The organism is Actinokineospora sp. (genome assembly GCF_052390155.1).
Lineage (GTDB): Bacteria > Actinomycetota > Actinomycetes > Mycobacteriales > Pseudonocardiaceae > Actinokineospora.
The window spans coordinates 21,345-38,637 of the sequence record NZ_JBQTHF010000066.1; the positions used below are offsets into that span (position 1 = coordinate 21,345).

At 70.7% G+C, this 17,293-nt stretch carries 14 protein-coding genes; 8 read left to right on the plus strand and 6 right to left on the minus strand.

From position 1 onward, the window contains the following. Positions 1 to 3 precede the first annotated feature (3 nt). From ACT4N7_RS22390 to ACT4N7_RS22400, 3 genes are read left to right on the plus strand one after another with little or no spacing between them, the layout of a single operon-like run. Entirely contained in the window at positions 4 to 1,320 is a 1,317-nt protein-coding gene (locus ACT4N7_RS22390; protein WP_444830782.1) for a tetratricopeptide repeat protein, read from the plus strand. Then, positions 1,317 to 2,837 (plus strand): High-affinity nickel-transporter, encoded by a 1,521-nt coding sequence (locus ACT4N7_RS22395; protein ID WP_444830783.1) that lies wholly within the window; start codon positions 1,317 to 1,319, stop codon positions 2,835 to 2,837. The genes ACT4N7_RS22390 and ACT4N7_RS22395 overlap by 4 nt, the downstream gene beginning before the upstream one ends. A 9-nt stretch (positions 2,838 to 2,846) precedes the next feature. Continuing rightward, complete coding sequence (locus ACT4N7_RS22400; RefSeq protein ID WP_444830784.1) at positions 2,847 to 3,173, plus strand: hypothetical protein; 327 nt, start codon at positions 2,847 to 2,849, stop codon at positions 3,171 to 3,173. A 126-nt stretch (positions 3,174 to 3,299) separates the two neighbouring features. On the opposite strand, the gene ACT4N7_RS22405 is transcribed toward ACT4N7_RS22400, so the two are convergent. Next, positions 3,300 to 5,096 carry a beta strand repeat-containing protein gene (locus ACT4N7_RS22405; protein WP_444830785.1) on the minus strand — a complete coding sequence of 599 codons (1,797 nt, stop codon included), beginning with the start codon at positions 5,094 to 5,096 and terminating at the stop codon, positions 3,300 to 3,302. A gap of 62 nt (positions 5,097 to 5,158) precedes the next feature. Beyond that, complete coding sequence (locus tag ACT4N7_RS22410; protein WP_444830786.1) at positions 5,159 to 6,037, minus strand: hypothetical protein; 879 nt, start codon at positions 6,035 to 6,037, stop codon at positions 5,159 to 5,161. 446 nt (positions 6,038 to 6,483) lie between these two features. On the opposite strand from ACT4N7_RS22410, the gene ACT4N7_RS22415 reads away from it, so the two are divergent. From ACT4N7_RS22415 to ACT4N7_RS22430, 4 genes are all read left to right on the plus strand, one after another. Next, positions 6,484 to 8,463: an amino acid transporter gene (locus tag ACT4N7_RS22415; protein ID WP_444830787.1), complete on the plus strand. Its 1,980-nt coding sequence runs from the start codon at positions 6,484 to 6,486 to the stop codon at positions 8,461 to 8,463. 266 nt (positions 8,464 to 8,729) lie between these two features. After that, positions 8,730 to 9,077 (plus strand): hypothetical protein, encoded by a 348-nt coding sequence (locus ACT4N7_RS22420; protein ID WP_444830788.1) that lies wholly within the window; start codon positions 8,730 to 8,732, stop codon positions 9,075 to 9,077. 83 nt (positions 9,078 to 9,160) lie between these two features. Next, positions 9,161 to 10,519 carry a hypothetical protein gene (locus tag ACT4N7_RS22425; RefSeq protein ID WP_444830789.1) on the plus strand — a complete coding sequence of 453 codons (1,359 nt, stop codon included), beginning with the start codon at positions 9,161 to 9,163 and terminating at the stop codon, positions 10,517 to 10,519. A gap of 25 nt (positions 10,520 to 10,544) precedes the next feature. Further along, positions 10,545 to 10,694, plus strand: coding sequence for a hypothetical protein (locus ACT4N7_RS22430; protein ID WP_444830790.1), 150 nt, complete (start codon positions 10,545 to 10,547; stop codon positions 10,692 to 10,694). Positions 10,695 to 11,220: 526 nt separating this feature from the next. Here ACT4N7_RS22430 and ACT4N7_RS22435 read toward each other — a convergent pair. Then, a complete protein-coding gene (locus tag ACT4N7_RS22435; RefSeq protein ID WP_444830791.1) occupies positions 11,221 to 11,823 on the minus strand; it encodes a hypothetical protein in 603 nt (200 codons plus the stop codon). 375 nt (positions 11,824 to 12,198) lie between these two features. On the opposite strand from ACT4N7_RS22435, the gene ACT4N7_RS22440 reads away from it, so the two are divergent. Further along, positions 12,199 to 12,699 (plus strand): hypothetical protein, encoded by a 501-nt coding sequence (locus ACT4N7_RS22440; protein WP_444830792.1) that lies wholly within the window; start codon positions 12,199 to 12,201, stop codon positions 12,697 to 12,699. Between the two features lie 251 nt (positions 12,700 to 12,950). Here the strand turns inward: ACT4N7_RS22440 and ACT4N7_RS22445 are convergent, their stop codons facing one another. Genes ACT4N7_RS22445 through ACT4N7_RS22455 form a run of 3 tightly spaced genes read right to left on the minus strand, consistent with a single transcriptional unit; the run spans position 12,951 to position 17,238 of the window. Then, a complete protein-coding gene (locus ACT4N7_RS22445; RefSeq protein WP_444830793.1) occupies positions 12,951 to 14,231 on the minus strand; it encodes a TniQ family protein in 1,281 nt (426 codons plus the stop codon). Further along, complete coding sequence (locus tag ACT4N7_RS22450; protein WP_444830794.1) at positions 14,231 to 15,304, minus strand: AAA family ATPase; 1,074 nt, start codon at positions 15,302 to 15,304, stop codon at positions 14,231 to 14,233. The genes ACT4N7_RS22445 and ACT4N7_RS22450 overlap by 1 nt, the downstream gene beginning before the upstream one ends. Next, positions 15,301 to 17,238 (minus strand): Mu transposase C-terminal domain-containing protein, encoded by a 1,938-nt coding sequence (locus tag ACT4N7_RS22455; RefSeq protein ID WP_444830795.1) that lies wholly within the window; start codon positions 17,236 to 17,238, stop codon positions 15,301 to 15,303. The genes ACT4N7_RS22450 and ACT4N7_RS22455 overlap by 4 nt, the downstream gene beginning before the upstream one ends. Positions 17,239 to 17,293: the final 55 nt, after the last annotated feature.

Sequence of the window (17,293 nt, forward strand, 5' to 3'; positions counted from 1 at the left end):
GCAATGTCTCCCACCGCAGGCCGCAGGCGGCTCGTCGCCGCGGTCGTGATCGTCGCGGGCGTCGGCCTGCTCGGCGTCAGCGTGTCGACGCTGTTCGTCCGCGACTCCGAACCCGCGCCCGCCGCGACGGCGGCCACCGAGCAGTCGAGCCTGAACCGCACCATCGACGCCGCGCAGGCCAAGCTGCGCCGCACACCGATGGACCCGGCCACCTGGGCGCTGCTCGGCACCGCCTACATCGAGCAGGCCCGCGTCGTGGGCGACCCGGCGTACTACGCCAAGGCGCAGGGCGCGCTGGAGAAGTCCCTTGAGCAGCAGGCCGACGGCAACGGGCCGGCGCTGATCGGGATGGGCGCGCTGGCCAACGCCCGGCACGACTTCGCCGAGGCCCGCGACTGGGGCGAGCGCGCCCGCGCGGCCGCACCGAACACCGCCGCCACCTACGGCGTCCTCGCCGACGCCTACACCCAGCTCGGCCTGACCGAGCAGGCCACCGACGCCGTGCAGCGCATGCTCGACATCGAGCCCGGCGTCCCCTCGTTCGCCCGCGCCTCCTACGACCTGGAGTTGCGCGGCCGGACCGAGCTGGCCCGCGAGGCGATGGGCCGCGCGCTGGACACCGCCGCCGGGCCTGCCGACGCCGCGTTCTGCAACTATCACCTCGGCGAACTCGCGTTCGACTCCGGCAAGTTCGCCGAGGCAGCCGAGCACTACGCGGACGGCCTGCGCGGCGACCCGGCGAACGCCGCGCTGCTGCAGGGCCGCGCGAAGGTCGACGCCGCCGAGGGCCGCACCGACGACGCGCTGGCGGGCTACCGCGATCTGGTGACCAGGGTGCCGCTGCCGCAGTACCTGCACGAGTACGCCGTCCTGTTGGCCTCGGCGGGCAAGCGGGCCGAGGCGGACGCGCAGTTCGCCCTGCTCGACAGGCAGCGCGAGCTGGCCGCGGCCTCGGGCGCCACCGACGACCTCGCCGACTCCGCCGTGGCCGCCGACCGCGGCGACGCGGCAGGCGCGCTGCGGCTGGCCGAGGCGGAGTGGGCGCGCAGGCAGAATGTGCTGGTCGCCGACGCATTGGCGTGGGCACTGCACCTCAACGGCCGCGACGCCGAGGCGCTGGGCTACGCCGACAAGGCCGCCGCCCTGGGCTGGCGCAACGCGACGTTCGACTTCCACCGCGGGATGATCCTGGCCGGGCTCGGCCGGGCCGACGAGGCGGCCGCGGCGCTCGACCGGGCGCTGGCGACCAACCCGCGGTTCTCGCCGCTGCACGCGCCGGTCGCCGAGCAGACCGTGGCCGCCCTGCGGGGTGGCCGGTGAGCCGGATCGCGCGGGCGTGGCTGCTGCTGGTGCTGTGCGCGGGCGCGCTGCTCGCCGCGCCCGCGGTGGCCGCCGCGCACCCGCTGGGCAACTTCACCGTCAACCACCACAACGCGCTGACCCTGCGGCCGGACGGGATCGCGCTGCGCGCCGTGGTCGACCTCGCCGAGATCCCGACCCTGCAGGAGCGCGCGGCCATCGACGCCCCCGGCTACGCCGAGGCCCAGTGCGCGGCGTTCGCCCGCGCGGCCACCGTGACCGTCGACGGCCGGACGCTGGCCTGGGGACCCGCCACCGTGGCCCTGGAGTTCCCGCCCGGTGAGGCCGGGCTCGCCACCACCCGGCTGACCTGCGAGTACCGCGCCCCCGCCGAGCTGGGGCAGGCGGCCACGGTCGGGTTCCGGGACACCTTCAGGACCGAGCGGGTCGGCTGGCACGAGCTGACCGCCCGCGGCGAGGGGGTGGCGCTGATCGACCCGGCGGTACCCGCGTCGAGCATCAGCGACGAGCTACGCGCCTACCCCGGCGATCTGCTGTCCGACCCGCTGGACGTGCGCGAGACCACGCTGCGGGTGCGGCCGGGCACCTCGGCCGCCGTGGTGTCCACAGTGGAACCCACGGTCGACTGGCTGGACTCGGCGATCGCCAAGGTCACCGGCGTGTTCACCGATCTCGCGGGCTCTCGCGAGCTGACCCCGGTCGTCGGCCTGCTGGCCATCCTGCTGTCGCTGGTGCTCGGCGCGTCGCACGCGGCCCTGCCCGGCCATGGCAAGACGGTGATCGCGGCCTACCTCGCGGGCAAGCAGGGGTCCACAAAGGACGCTCTGCTGGTCGGCGCGACGGTCACCGTCACACACACCGCCGGGGTGCTCGTGCTCGGCCTGTTGATCAGCGCGTCGAGCGCCATCGCGGGCGAGAGCGTGCTGCGCTGGCTGGGGGTGGCCAGCGGCGCGCTGGTCGCGGTCATCGGGGCCGCGCTGCTGTTGTCGGCCCTGCGCCGGCGCAGACAGCACGCGGTACCGGTTCGCGAGGCCGCGCTCGTCAGCGTCGGGGCGCCCAGCGCCCCAGCGCCCGCCACCGCGACCGGCCACGGCCACGGCCACGGCGACGGTCATGGACACGGACACGGACACGGACACGGACACGGCCATGGGCACGGGCACGGGCACGGGCATTCGCACGGGATCGGGCGGGCCGGGCTGATCGGCATGGGGGTGGCGGGCGGACTGGTACCCAGTCCCTCGGCGCTGATCGTGCTGCTGGGCGCGATCGGGCTCGGCCGCACATGGTTCGGCGTCCTGCTGGTGCTCGGCTACGGTCTCGGCATGGCGGGCACCCTGACCCTGGTCGGCCTGCTGCTGGTGCGCTTCCGCGACCGACTGGAGCGCCTCGACAGCCTCGGCAGGCTGCGGCAGCGGGCCGCCACACTGACCCGGATCATGCCGGTGCTCACCGCCCTGCTCGTCCTCGTCGTCGGCATCGGCCTGGCCGCGCGCGCGGCCGCCGGGATCGGATAGGAACCCTCGATGCGCAAGACCGCGCTGACGCTCGCCGTACTGCTGGCCTTGGCCGCCTGCTCGTCCACACCCGACCCCGGCCCCCGCTTCGACGACGAGGCCCAGAGCGACACCCTGACCTGCCTCAAGCACCAGCCCGCGGGCCCTGGACCCCGCTACACCGACACCGCGCAACGGCGTACCGACGAGACCCTGGCGGTCCTGCGCTACTACACCGCCCACGGCCGCAAGTCCTATTGCGACGGTCAGGGCCCGTCCGACACCGACCGGTCCTGGGCCCGGCTCTACGTCGACCTCGGGGCGGACCGGGCGAACGTGGCCGCACTGCTCGGCTGAACGCCGCTCGACTGAACAGACAAAAGAAGCCCCTGGGGGCACTGGTCGGAACCAGTGCCCCCAGGGGTACTTCCGGTCAACTGTCCTTATCGGATAGTTCTGTCCTCATCGGACAGTCTAGCCGAGTCAGACGGTCAGGGCCGCGCCGGAGTCGGCGGTGTTGGCACCGTCCGCGTGGGCCTGGGCGTCGCCGCCGTGGCCCGCGTGGCCGGAGTCGCCGCCCCGAGTGTGGCTGATGACGTCGGCGGCGCCGGAGTCACCGGTGGCACCGGTGGCACCGGAGTCGCCAGAGCCGACCGTGGTGGTCGACTCGGTGCGGTCAGCGGTGCGGTGGCCGCGGTGGTCACCGCGGTCGCCGGACCCGAACACCGACACGGCGGTGTTACCGCCGGTCGAACCGGAGTTCCCGGAGGTACCCGAGTTCCCGGTCGTGGCGGTGTTCGCGCTGGTCGCGTCCCCGGCCGAACCGGAGTCGCCACCCGCGCCGCCGACCGCGTGCGCGGTGGTGTCACCGAAAGCAGAAGCGTGACCCGAGCGGGCAACGCCCTCGCCGTGGCGGCCGCGTGATTCGGCGATGGTCTCGCCGGACCGCGCGGTGTTGGCACCGATCGCGTTCGCGGTGGCCGAGCCACCGTTGCCCGCGTCACCCGAGTTGCCGCCCTCGGTCCGACTGACGACGAACGCGTCGCCGGTCGACCCCGTGGACCCGGTGTCACCCGAGTTCCCGGAGTTCACCGAAGTCACCATCTCGGACGAGTCGCCACCGTGGTGACGGCCGTGCCGATTCCAGTCCCAGCCGAAGTCGCGGCCGCCGATGCTCAGCACGAGTGCCGAGTTGCCACCGGTCGAACCCGAGTCACCGGAGTCACCGGAGTTCCCGGTCCGCGCGTTGTTCGTGCTGGTCGCGTCGCCCGCGGGACCGGAGTCGCCGCCGGTGCCGCCGGTCGCCGCCGAGGAGGTGTCGCCATCGGCGAACGCGTCGCCGGAGCGGGAGCGGGACTCGCCCCGCCTGCCCTGCGACTCGCTGGTGGCGCTACCGGACATCGCGGAGTTCGACCCGGTCGCGACGGCGTCGGCGTTGCCGCCCGCGCCGCCGGTGCCGGAGTTCCCGCCGCGGGTGTCGCTGTCGATCACGGCGTCGCCGGTCGAGCCCGTGGACCCGGTGTCACCCGAGTCGCCGGAGTCGACCGTGGTGGTGCAGGTCGACAGCAGGCACAGCACGTAGGCGGAGTTGCCGCCCGTCGAGCCGGAGTTCCCGGAGTTGCCCGAGTTGCCCGACCGCGCCGTGTTGGAGCTGTCTGCGTTGCCCGCCGCACCGGAGTTGCCCCCGGAGCCCGCGGTCGCACCGGAAGTGGTGTCGCCACCGGAGGTGGCGGTACCCGAGGCCGACCGGCTGTCGCCGTGCCTGCCCCGCGTGCCGGTGCTCTCGCCGGACGCCGCCGAGTTGGACCCGGCGGCGTGGGAGTTCGCGCTGCCGCCGGTACCACCCGCGCCGGAGTTTCCACCCCGGGTGTCGCTGGTGATCACGGCGTCCCCGGTGTTGCCGGTGGACCCGGTGTTGCCCGAGTTCCCGGAGTCCACCGAGGTGGAACAGGTCGACAGCAGGCACAGCCCGAGGGCCGAGTTGCCGCCCGTCGAGCCGGAGTTCCCGGAGTTGCCCGAGTTCCCTGTCAGCGCCGTGTTGGCGCTGCTGGCGTTGCCCGCCGGGCCCGAGTTGCCGCCGTTGCCGCCGGTCGCACCAGAAGAGGTGTTCCCGCCGGAGTTGGCGCCACCCGAGACTGTCGAAACCACTGAGTCGAGCACGCCGCCGAGGACCGGGATTCCGGCCGGGGCGGTGTCGGCAGCGGCTACCGCTTGCCCGAGCAGGACGAACCCGCCGGACATGACGGCGGCCGCGATGCCGCGTCGCACATACCTGTGCATGACGTTCCTTTCCTTACCAGGTAATGAGAATCAGGACTGATCGCTCGTCACTGGCAGGCGGCTCAACTCGGATGGTGGCGGCCGTAGCGGTAGAGCCAGGCGCCATCGCGCCCGTCTGGCGACGGGCCGCGCCACAACACTTCGGATGGGTCCCAGGCGGGACCACCCGAGACGACCGCGTACGCCGGGCCGGACTGGCCGGACGTCGGGGTCGCCGAGGACATCCCGCCCGCGGCCGCGAACGGCGTGCCGGGCGGGTCGGCCGGGCTGGGCCGCTGGGCCCGTACCTGCCCGGTCACCTGTGTCGCCGTCGGCCCTCCGGCCGCGGCGGTTGCCCAGGCAGCCCCGATCACCCGATCCGGCGACTCCGGCCTGTCCGCGCGAAGCGTCGGACCGGAGCCGAGATCGAGCACCGGAACGGGCTCGGCCGAAGACGGCACCGCGTCTCCGCCTGCGGCGGGTTCGGCGGCAGGCGTCCGGCCGAGGCCGGTCACCCCGGTGACGACCGGGACTGCTGTGTCCACAACGGACTCGACGAGCCCGCCGACCGGCCGGGTCACCCCGGCCACGGTCTGCCCGAGCAGGCCGACAACCGGCTCGACAGTGCTGATCACTGCGTCGACGGTGTGGCTGACCGGGGTCAGCACGGTGCGCGTCGACCGATCGAGCGGGCCGACCAGGCCCGACACGGGAACCGCGCCGACGACCGGAGCCAGGGCCTCGGTCACCGGTGCGGACACTGTCCGTACCGACTGGGCGAGTTGATCGACCACCCCCGACACGACACCGCCCCGCGCCGTGTCGTCCGCCCGTGAATCGGGGGACAGCAGGCCGCCGAGCAGGCCGCGATCGGGTTCGTTCGCCGGATCGGCACTCGCCTGTCCCGCGGCCAACGCCCCGAGCAGGAAGAACCCCAGTACCGCACCCGCTCCGATCACCACCCGGCGCACCAGCACCATTACGGGCGAATCTCGGAGAATTCTTGTTGCAGTCGACTTCATTGCATCACCTCCCCTGTGCAGAGTCGATCACTGGTTCATTCGGTCCGGGGTCGCATGCGGTTCACCCAAGAGTGGAACCTGACCGTCCAGTGAGAACTTGCAGGTAGAGACTGTGCGCAGATCCCATATTGCGGGATTTTGTTGTTCGGCAGCCTCTTCGGCAATGGTGTACTATCGCCCGAGCTGACAAGCTTCACACTTTCGTCACATTTTCCGAAGATTTTCGTGACCCGCCGGAATCACCCAGGCGAACGGCAGCAAGCTCGACTGAAACCCGCGTCGGCCATCCCACTCCGACGACGCGCTGACGCGAGTCCCCCACCATCGCCGCACCGACTGGTGCATGCTGTCCGCGCACGTCGTTGCCGCAGGTCAAGGGGTCCGAAATGAGCAGTACGTCCGAATTCGTGATTCCCGCCAGGGTGGACTCGCCCGCGCAGGCCGGTCCGCCGCGGCGCAGGCTCTCCCGGTGGCTGCTGGCCAACCGGGTGCAGCCGGTCGGGCGGGCCAGCGAGGAGGAGCACGGCGAGCCGCAGGCGTGGTGGAAGGTCATGTGCCTGACCGGCGTCGACTACTTCTCCACGTTGTCCTACCTGCCCGCGATCGCGTTCGTCGCGGCCGGGGCGCTCTCGCCGCTGGCGACGCTGCTGATCGTCGGGCTGACCCTGCTCGGCATGCTGCCGATGTACCGGCGGGTTGCCAAGGAGAGCCCGCACGGGCAGGGCTCGGTGGCCATGCTGGAGAACGTGCTGCCGTTCTGGCGCGGCAAGCTGTTCGTGTTGGTACTGCTCGGTTTCGTCGCCACCTCGTGGATCATCACGATCACCCTGTCCTCGGCCGACGCGACCGTGCACATGGTGGAGAACCCGTTCTTCCCGGAGTTCCTGCACGGCAGGGAAGTCGCGGTCACCGTGGTGCTGCTGCTGATCCTGGGCGGGGTGTTCCTGCTCGGCTTCAGCGAGGCCGTCATCGTGGCGATCCCACTGGTGGCGATCTTCCTGGTGCTCAACGCGGTGATCGTGGTGGCGGGCGTGACCGACCTGGTCGCCAACCCGGCGCTGCTCACGGCCTGGACCGACGCGCTGACCTCGGGCGGCGGCGGCTTCGGCGACATCGTCGGGCCTGCCATCCTGGCGTTCCCGCTGCTGGTGCTGGGCCTGTCCGGGTTCGAGACCGGGGTCAGCATGATGCCGCTGGTCGCTGCCGACGGCAAGGACGCCGAGGAGCGGATGGCCGCGCGCGTGCGCAATACCCGCAAGCTGCTCACCGTCGCCGCGCTGATCATGTCGGTCTACCTGGTGGCCACGAGCTTCATCACCACCGTGCTGATCCCGGAGGAGGAGTTCGCCGCGGGCGGCGAGGCCAACGGCCGGGCGCTGGCCTACCTGGCGCACACCCAGTTCGGCGACGGCTTCGGCACGGTCTACGACGTCAGCAGCATCCTGATCCTGTGGTTCGCGGGCGCGTCGGCGATGGCGGGCCTGATCAACATCGTGCCGCGCTACCTGCCCGCCTACGGCATGGCCCCCGAGTGGGGCCGCGCGGTGCGGCCGGTCGTGCTCGTCTACACGCTGATCAGCATCGGCATCACCATCGCGTTCGGCGCCGACGTGAACGCCCAGGCGGGCGCCTACGCAACCGGCATCCTGGCGATGATGGTGTCCGGCGCGTTCGCGGTGACCGTCTCCGCGATCCGCAAGCGCCAGCGCGGCGCCACGATCGCGTTCACCGTGCTGACCCTGGTGCTGCTCTACGCGCTGGTCGCGAACGTCATCGAGAAGCCGGACGGCATCGCCATCTCCGCGGTGTTCATCGCGGGCATCGTTGTGGTGTCCCTGATCTCGCGGGTCGCCCGCACCACCGAACTGCGCGCCGACCACATCGAGTTCGACGACACCGCGCGCCAGTTCGTCACCGACTCGCTCAAGTTCGACGGCGCGCTGCACATCGTGGCCAACCGCCGCCAGGCGGGCGACCAGGACGAGTACGACGAGAAGGAGACCGCGCAGCGCGACCTGAACCCGGTGCCCGGGGCCGCGGACATCCTGTTCCTGGAGATCGATGTCGACGACCCGTCCGGCTTCAGCGACGTGCTGCGGGTGCGCGGGGTCGAGATCGGCGGCCACCGCGTCCTGCGCGCGCAGAGCCCGGCCGCGCCCAACGCCATCGCGGCCATCCTGCTCGCCCTGCGCGACGCCACCGGCGTGCGGCCGCACTGCCACTTCGAGTGGTCGGAGGGCAACCCGCTGGGCCACCTGCTCCGGTACCTCATCCTGGGCCGCGGCGACACCGCGCCGGTCGTGCGCGAGATCCTGCGGACCACCGAGCCCGACCCCGCCCGCCGCCCCGGCGTGCACGTCGGCTGAGGGGACATCCGCCCTGTCCTGTCCGTTCCGCTTGAACTTTTCGGCTGCGGACCCGTTGACCTGCGGTTCGAAACTAGGTCGGATCGATCATCCGCCGGATTGTTCGGACCTAGTTTTCGGATTGCATGTGTCAGCTATCGGAGGACCAGGGGCGCCGTACTGAGGTGTGCTGGGCGACAGCGTGCTGGACGTGAATCCGCCTGGTAACAGTTCTCCTGCAAGGGCGACAAGCCTCTGCGGGGGAACTGCGCCAGAATGGAGGTCTGATGATCGAAACCTACCTCGACAAGACCGACGATGAGCTGTACGAACTGCTCGGCGCTGCACTGCTTGGGGACGGACTGGGGATATCCCCGGAGGACAAGGACGAGCACCGCCGGTTCGGCAGGGGGTGGTTCGGCAACAAGCGGCGAGAGTTGCAACGCAGGATCTGCCACCACGACAAGCTCAAGGGGTTCCTCGGCAACTCGACCTCGGATCGTGCGATCGACGCCGCCGCGATCTACGAGCTGTTGCAGGATCTTGGCGAGGACAGTGTCAACGCCGGTGTGCTGGCGGTGCTCATCGCTCGTGTTGGCCTCGGCACCTTCTGTGCGAACGCCCCGGCCGTATGACCACGGGCGAGTCCATGGCAGAGCGTCGGATAAGAGTCCTCGCGCCGGACCGTGCAGCGCAAGCTGAGGACATTAGGGCAGGAATGGGCGAGCTGGGCATGGTGCGAGAGACGGTTGCCTTCGACTCGGCGATGTCCGAGTGGGCGACAACGGAGTGGGCCGCCGAGCATAGTGACCCGATCACTGCGATGCTCCGGCATGCCGCCGAAGAGTTGACCGGTGCGATGGTGGAGTTGGGCAGCGATCCGGCACGCTTGGCCACGGTCCGCGTGTGCGCAACGCTGCGAGAGGACGTCGCCGCGCAGATGCTGCCGTTTGCGGACGGCTCCGGGCTGGTGATGATCTCCGACGCGATCGTGTCCTTGACGGGCGTCTATGCAAGGTACGCGGGAGATGCGTTCGCCCGGGTCCTAGCGGGCGGGAAGGTCAGGGGACTATGGCGGGCCTTCCGGGCGACACGCAAGGGTGGGCTCGGTGAGGACCCGGCGATGCTGACCGGTCAGCTGCGCTACTACAACGTGAGCCAGCGCATCTACGGGTTGGCGGCCAAGCTGATAGAGCACCAGCGCCCCGACGCAGTCCCATTGACCGCGATGGTGCAGGCGATGGCCCTTGACTTCATCGTCGGGCACGAGATCGCGCACCATGCGCTCGGGCACGACTCGGCACCCAGCGGATTCTCCCCGGGGGAACACCTCCCGGTCTGTTCCGAGGACGCGCAGCGCGAACTCGACGCAGACCTGTTGGCCTACCGGGCGAGTGTGCTGGCGCTGCGGCGAGAGTCCGCCGCGAGCGGCGATGCGGACGCAGCCGAAGTGGTCGCCGGCGCCGGGGTCCTCGCCGCGCAGGGTGCGTTGATCGCGATGATGGCGGTGCACTCGACCGAGCACGCACTGTTCGTCCGCCGCGGCACTACCCACCCGGCGGCTTCAGTCCGAGCGTCGCTGCTGCTGGAGCAACTCCCGCCGGGCGACCAGGCGTTCGCCCGGCTCTACCTGGCCAACCTCCTGGCCGCCACCGAGGCGTCGTCCGTGTTTGAACCTGGCGCTACCCCCTTCGCTTGGGAGTGGTTTGCGAGTTCGTCGCGGCTTGACATACCGCATTCCGACGACTACTTACGCCTCATCTTTCAGCTGGACAATGGCCAGTGCCAGTCGACCGCCACACTGATCAGATGGTTGGGCAACGCAGGGTTCGACGAGTCCTCGATGGTGGGGCGCGGCGCCAGGCTTGCGGCTTCTGGTCAGGTCGAGGCCGCGTTCTCGGCCTGGTGTGTGCCCACGGAGTCGGCTGAGCGGATATGCGACCGCAGCAGGGCGTTGGCTTTTCACACCGTCCTGAAAAGCCTGCGATCGGCGTTCACCGAGCAAGACGTCGATGCTGACGCAACGCTGGCAGTCGCCGTCTGTGGAGCGACGATCGCGGCACGTGCGCTGGCCTGAGCCACGATCGGGAGGACGGAACCCGGTGCAGCGCCTGACGGTCGCTTTGGTCGTCGTCTACGCCGCTCGCGCGGCCGCTGTTCGGCGCCTGACGCTCGACGACCTGGACTTCACCCGCCGCCGCATCCGCATTGGCGGCGGCACCCACCCGATGCTCGACCTCGTTCATGGCTGAGAAGGCGACAGATCAGCCTGACCTGCCTGCCCGGGAGTTGTCCCCGGAGCTCTGGGTGGTGTTTAGGGAGGGGGCACTCCGACGAGGAGGGCAAGGACTACCAGGTCGCAGCCATGGTCGGCCTCGTCCTGGCACAGGCCAGGGGTTCCACGGTTACGGCGACGCCTCGGTCTCCTGGACGCTGACCGGGACTCCGCCAGAGGGGAGGACCCTGGAGGACGCCGTCGCCGACCTCGGGATCACGCTGCACGAGCGGTGGCTGGCCACATGGGTGTAACCACTCAAAGTCAGTCGCCGCCGGGTAGCGGGTCGGCGGGCAGCCAGCTGATCTCCCGAGACAACTTCTCGCAGGTTGTGGCGGTGATGCCGGCCATGGAGCTGTTGGCACCCCTGCGACTGGGGGGTACTCTCGACATCGAGAGCCAGGTGCCGTGGGTGCCGGGCGAGTCGCAAGGCCAGGTGCACCTGGGGCAGACCGGGACCCTGGCCTTACGCATGTCCTGGGGAAGTTCCTGCCTTCTGGTTGTCAGCAGTCGGTGTCGACGTCGATCTCGTAGAGGCAGTTGCCCAGCAGGTCGCGGCACACGGAGTCCCCGAGCTGCCGGTGCGAGCGAACCGCTCCGGCCACGATGTCGGCGGCCCACAACAGCGGCTGTTCGGCTCCGGCCTGGTGCTCGACCCGGAACGCGGTTCCTTTGGACAGGTTGTGGCGGGCACCGATCACCGTGGCCACGTCGCGAGCGTCCAGCGCCTTGGTACGGCTCTCCATCACCAGCTCGGTGACGCCGTAGCCGTGCAACTCATGGACCAGCAGCTGCAGGCATCGGACGCGGGCGCGTTCTTGTCGACGGCGAGGCACCGGCGCACCGACCGCGACGACGTGGAAGCCTCCCTGCTGGGCGACCGCGAGGGTGGCGGCCCGCTTCTGCAGGCGGTCCATCTCGTTCCAGTGCAGCTTCGAGGTGCTGCGTCCGGCCCGCAGCCCCACCATCGCGTACGTGGCGGCCTCGTGGGCGTCGGGCTCGAAGACCACGGCGGCCAGGACGTAGAAGCCCCCGCGGTCAGACTCGAGGAACGACTCGTCGACGAACGCGCGCAACCGCGGCGGGGTCGTCGAGTCCTGAGGCATCGGGCCAGCGTAGGGGGGCGGCGCCGTGACGGCGACGGCCCAACGTTCCGGCGGCGGCACGCCGGGGCGGGACGAGGACGGGGGACGCCTCATCGGTGTGGTTCTCCTCCTCCGAGATACGTCGCTCTGGCTGCCAGGGGATCCGGCTGACAGCCGAGCGGCGCACAAGTCACCGGTCCGAGCTCACTCAGGCCAGACGGCTCCATCTCGGGGCCGTACCGCCATCCTGACCTGCTCTTTTAGGTGCTGTTCATTGGCGAGACGACGGCGAGACCTCGCCGGAGACATCTCTCGGCAAGGCCAGTTAACGGCGTGGCTACCACAGTCAACAGCGTTGTATCCCTAGCATTCGCTGGACGATGGAGGGAGCCCGCGATGCCTCGCCCGTTCACCAAGCCCCAGAGCGTTCGCCCGGAGCGCCAGAACCTGGTCGACATCCTGTGGCGCTTCTACGTCGCCGCAGACCGCGCGTCGATGGCCCGCATCGCCGAGGCCATCCACACCCTCGACGACGACACGCGTGCGGGGACCGCCAACCACGAGACAGTGCGTCGAACCCTGCGCGGCGACGCGGTCGGCGCCTGGCAGACCGTCGAGGTGATCTTCCTGGCGTTGTGCGAACTCGCCGACGTCGACCCCGACGACAAAGAAGGCGACGAAGGCGACCGCTGGGACCCGCCGATCTCGCACCGCGAACGGCTGCGTCGCGCCTGGAACACGGCCAAAGATGGTGAGCCCACACCCACTCTGCCGAGAACCCGGGCCGAGCGAGCCCGCCAGGAAGCCGCCGAACGGCGAACACCGGTGCTGGTATCCGACGACCCGTGGGGTTCAGCGCCGCCGTCCAGCGCGTTCAACGATGAGCCGCCCTTCTAATCCCACTCGCGATGGAGGTTGACCGAGCGCTGTGAACACTTGGCTTCCGAGCGCGTCGCTACTCGTCGGCTAGGAAGTCGGCGAGCGTCGGCTTCGTGCACCGTCTTCAGCCACACTGAACACCTGGTGTCCGATCCGGATGAACCTAGCGGATGGTCAAGTCGCTGAGCTGCGGTCCGTCGTCGTCGTCCGTCCGCAAGGTAGGTCCGGACGGATGCCAGTCGAAGTGTTCGGACCTAGTTGTTTGCGGTTTATGGGAAGGCGCGTTTGCCGCCGGGTTCGCGGTGTCGCCGGGGTTGGATGCGCGCGCGGCGGGGTGATGGTGGTTCGACCCAGGGGACGGGTTCGGTCGCGGTGCTGAGGTAGTCGTCTGGTGCTGGGTCGGGTCGGATGAATTCGGTGTCAGGCTCGCTGGCGGTGCCGTCGCTGGTGATGTGTTGGCGGTGTTTGGTGCTGATGGTGCTGCTGGCGTGTAGGGCTCCGGTGAAGATGTCCATGTCGGGTGACCAGTCGCGGATGATGACGGGCTGGAGTGTGCGGTGGTGCAGCATCGGGTCGCCGCCGCATCGGTGTTTGCGGAGGAACCAGTAGGCCGTTTCGCGGCGGCTGTCCTCTTTGCCCATCCCGGTGCGGGGGAAGTTCTTGCCCGCGAAGGTGCGCAGGCGTCGGTAGTTGCTGCCGGGCAGGCTGGGTGGTTGCCAGCAGTCGGCTTCGATCCAGTGGGCGAGGGCGTCCTTGGTGACGGTGGGTCGGTAGTCGCGCAGGCCGAGGCGGCGGCCGAGTTCGGCGGTGAAGGCGCGTTGCTGCTCGGGTGCGCCCGCGGCGAGGCGTCGCCAGCGAAGTGGGCCGATGAGTTCGGCGACGGTGACGGCTTCGGGGTAGGTGGCGGCGAACAACCGTGAGGTGCTGAAGGTGTCGGTCTCGGTGCCGTGCGGGATGAGCAGGTCGGCGCGGGCGTGCCAGCGCAGCCAGGCGTCGCCGTCGAGGGTGAAGTCGGTGTGGTTCCAGCGGTGGGCGCAGATGAGGAACCCGGTGAGGAGCGCGTCGTAGGTGGCGGCCGGGCCGATGCGGCGCAGCAACCGCAAGTGCTTGTGTTGGGCGGCAACGATTTCGGGGAGCTCGGTGAGGTCGGGTTGGGGGTGGTCGATCTGGTCGGGCGGGCCGATCCAGACGCTGTGTCGGGTGCAGACGTAGTGGTGGTGGCCGAGCAGGTGCAGGACCGGACCGCCGGGGTGGCGGGCGTCGCAGCGGTGGCAGCCACGTTGGGGTTCGTGCCGCAGTGCCCACCAGTCGGTGCCTCGGCCGCGCAGTTCGATGATCGCCCGGTTGAGTCGTGCGCGTGGTTGGCCGGAGACCTCGGCGAGCTGGTCACCGTCGAGGGCGAGGGTCTTGCCGTGGGCGCGTCGTGGCCGGGCGACCTGCGCCCAGAGTTCGTCGAAGGGCATGGCGTGCAGGGCGGCCAGGCGGTTGAGGTAGGAGACGGCGAGTTCGTCGGCGGCGGGCCGGACCGGGATCGGCAGCCGAGAGCCCATCAGGCGCTGACCTCCGCCATGGCCTTGCCGGTGCCCGGGCGCTTGCGGCGCGGGGTGCTGCTGGCGGCGGCGTGGTCGACCGGGACCAGCTCCAGCAGCTCGCGGGTGATGTGTTCGTCCTCGCCGACGGCCAGGATCGCCGCGCCCCGGACGAGTTGGGAGAGACTGCCGATCATGCCGCCGGTGCGTTGATGGAGGTAGTCGGCCAGCGCGACCAGGGTGCCCGGCTGGTGCTGGTGCAGCCGCAGCGTGGACTCCAGCGTGGCGACCAGGGCGCGCCATTGCTCGCGCTGCTGCTCGGTGCCGTAGGCGAACGAGGTGGACCCGATCATGGTGAACCGACCGGCGATCTGCCGCCCGCGGACCCCGGCGAACAGGCCCTGGGACTCGACCTCGATCCCGGCGTAGGCGAACGTCGCCGGGAGCCGTTCGGCGAAGTACTTGAGCTGGTCGGAGACCTCCGCCCCGGTGCGGGTCGCGAGGTTGAGGTTGTGGATCTCGTCGACCAGCACCAGGTCCAGGTGCGTAGCGGCGGCGGTGGCGCAGACGGCGTTGACGATGTCGGGCATGTTCGCGCGGCTGCCGAAGTCCAGGCCGAAGAACCGGGCGAACTCGACGGCGAGCATGCGCGGTGTCGCGGCCGGGGGGACGGTGACGTAGGCGACCGGCAGCCGCGGGCTGTTGGGGTGGCGGCGACGCACCACCAGTTCGTGAGTGCGGCCAAGCTGGGTCAGCGCGGTGGTCTTCCCGGTGCCCGACGCGCCGGAGACGATCAGCCCGCGGCGGGCGGAGACCTGGCGGCGGTTGAGCTGGATCAGCAGCCGCCCGGTGCCCAACACCTGCTTGATCACCGGCGTATTCACCAACGGCAGCGCGGCGTGGTAGTCCCGCCGGGTGTCCTCCAGCTCGGTGCGTTGCCGTGCGGGCAGCGCTGGCAGCGCCGCGACGTCCGGGATTTCCGGTGGGTGCGGGTGGTGGTCGACGAACCGCCGCCAACCCTCCTTCGTGGTCAGCGGTTCGTCGGGGACCAGGCCGTCCGCGTCGGTGTCGGATGCGCTCGCGCGGCTGCTCATAGCCACCTCTCGGCTTCGGCGTCGGCGTCGAACACGCCGAACGGGATCACCTCGGCCCCGGCGGAGGCGGCCGGGGCGGGGGCGATGTCGACGGGCGCGGGGCTCGGCAGCACCGGTCGGTGCGTGGCGGCCGCGGCGCGGGTGCGCGCGGCGACCCGGGCGCCGACGCGGTCCGGTCCGTGTTCGGCGCGGGTCAGCAGCGCATCCAGTGCGCGGGCGATCTCGGTCTCGGTGACCTCCCGTCCCGCGGCTTGGCAGGTGTCGGCGGCCAGGCTGCGGGCGTGGCGCCAGGTGAAGTCGGCGAACGGCGCGCAGACCATCGCCGCGTGCGTCCAGGCCGCGGTGACCCAGCCCTCGGGGGTGCGGACGAAGACCTGGGAAAGGTCGTAGGGGTCGTAGTGGACCTCCCATAGCCCGCGCTTGCCGGTCAGCCCCGAGTGCTGCCGCCGCCAAGGCCCCAGCTCCGGGCTGTTGTAAGTGCGGTAGTCGATGCTGACCCCGTAGTCGTTGATCGCCCGCCACTTCACCGGCAGAAGTTCCAGGTAGTCGTTGCCGCTCAACGTCAGCGGCAGGTAACCGGCGACCGCGACCAGCGCGGCGTAGCGCTCGTTCGGCGTCAGCATCCGCCGGGGTGCGTGCGGGTCGCGCAGCGCATCGTGCGGGCGATGCGCCCAGCCGACGATCAGCCACTCATCAAGCAGATCCTGCAGCTCGTCCAGCGTCCACTCGGCCGCGACCGCCCGCCCGCGCATCTGGGTGTTCGCGCCCTTGAACCCGGCGACGTGCTGGGCGAACAGCGTCTTGATCGCCGCGAAGGTCGCCTCGACCACGCCTTTGTCGGTCGGTGTGCCCTTGCGCGCCGGTTGGATCGAGATCCCCAGACGTTCGCAGCCGCGAGTGAACGTCTCGGAGACGAACACCTTCCCGTGGTCGATCACCACCTGCTCGGGGACGATGACCGGCCGCGCCGCCGCCTCCCGCATCCGCGCGTCAACCTCCAGCAGCCGCTCGTAAGGCAGCCGCGACGCCGACATCCGCAGCGCGTCGGACCATCCCGGCCGCATCGGTTCCGGAACCAGCATCTTGGCCAGCAGCAGGGACGCGTCGACCGCCTTGGTGCCGACCGGGCGCAACACCGCCGCGCAGATCGTGCGCGTGGCGACGTCGACCGCAATCGTCAGATCCGCGCGGACCGGGACGCCGTCAGCGGCCAGCACCATCACGTCGATCGGGGTCGAGTCGATCTGGACCTGCTCGCCCGGCCGCGCCGCCAACGTCGCGGTGAACGCCCCCGCCGGGCGGTTCGCCGTCTGCCGCCGCGTCACGGCCGACCCGAACGTGTGCCGCCCGACCGCCAGCCGGTCCACCAAGGCGTAGAAGGCGGTCTTGCCCGGCATCGGGACCACCCCCGCCCCGTGCACCTGCTCCACCCGCTTCACCGCGCGGCGCATCAACCGCGACCGCGTGCCGGTCGAGGCGTCCGTCTCCGCGGCGATCAGTTCCCGCAACACCGCAACCAGCCGCGCGTCGGCCTGCCCGGCGACATCGAACGCGCGCGCCGCCCGCTGGTCGATCAGCCCCCAGAGACCCTGCGCGGAGTAGCGGGCCCGCTTGATCTCGACCGTGCGGACAGTCACCCCAAGCTCGGTGGCCTTGACCCGTTGTCGGTCGGTCAACGTGGTCGTCGACGGGTCGAAACCGGGCCGAGGCAGGGTTCCCGGCGCCGCCCCTGGCGGCAGACCTGTCTCGACCTCGACCACGTGGTCCCGCCAGCTTTCCGCAGCCGCCACTACCTCCTTGGGAAGCGAATCCAGCAGCCCGAACGGCTCGACCGCAGGCAACCCCGGGCTGTCCATGACGACGAAGTCCAGTGCCGACATCAGGTGCCCGGCCAGCACCACCTGGTCGGTCCCGGCGTCCGAGCGAAGCCTCACTACCGTGCCCGCAAGCCCGACCACCAGATGCTCGTCCCCATCGAAACCGACCCGA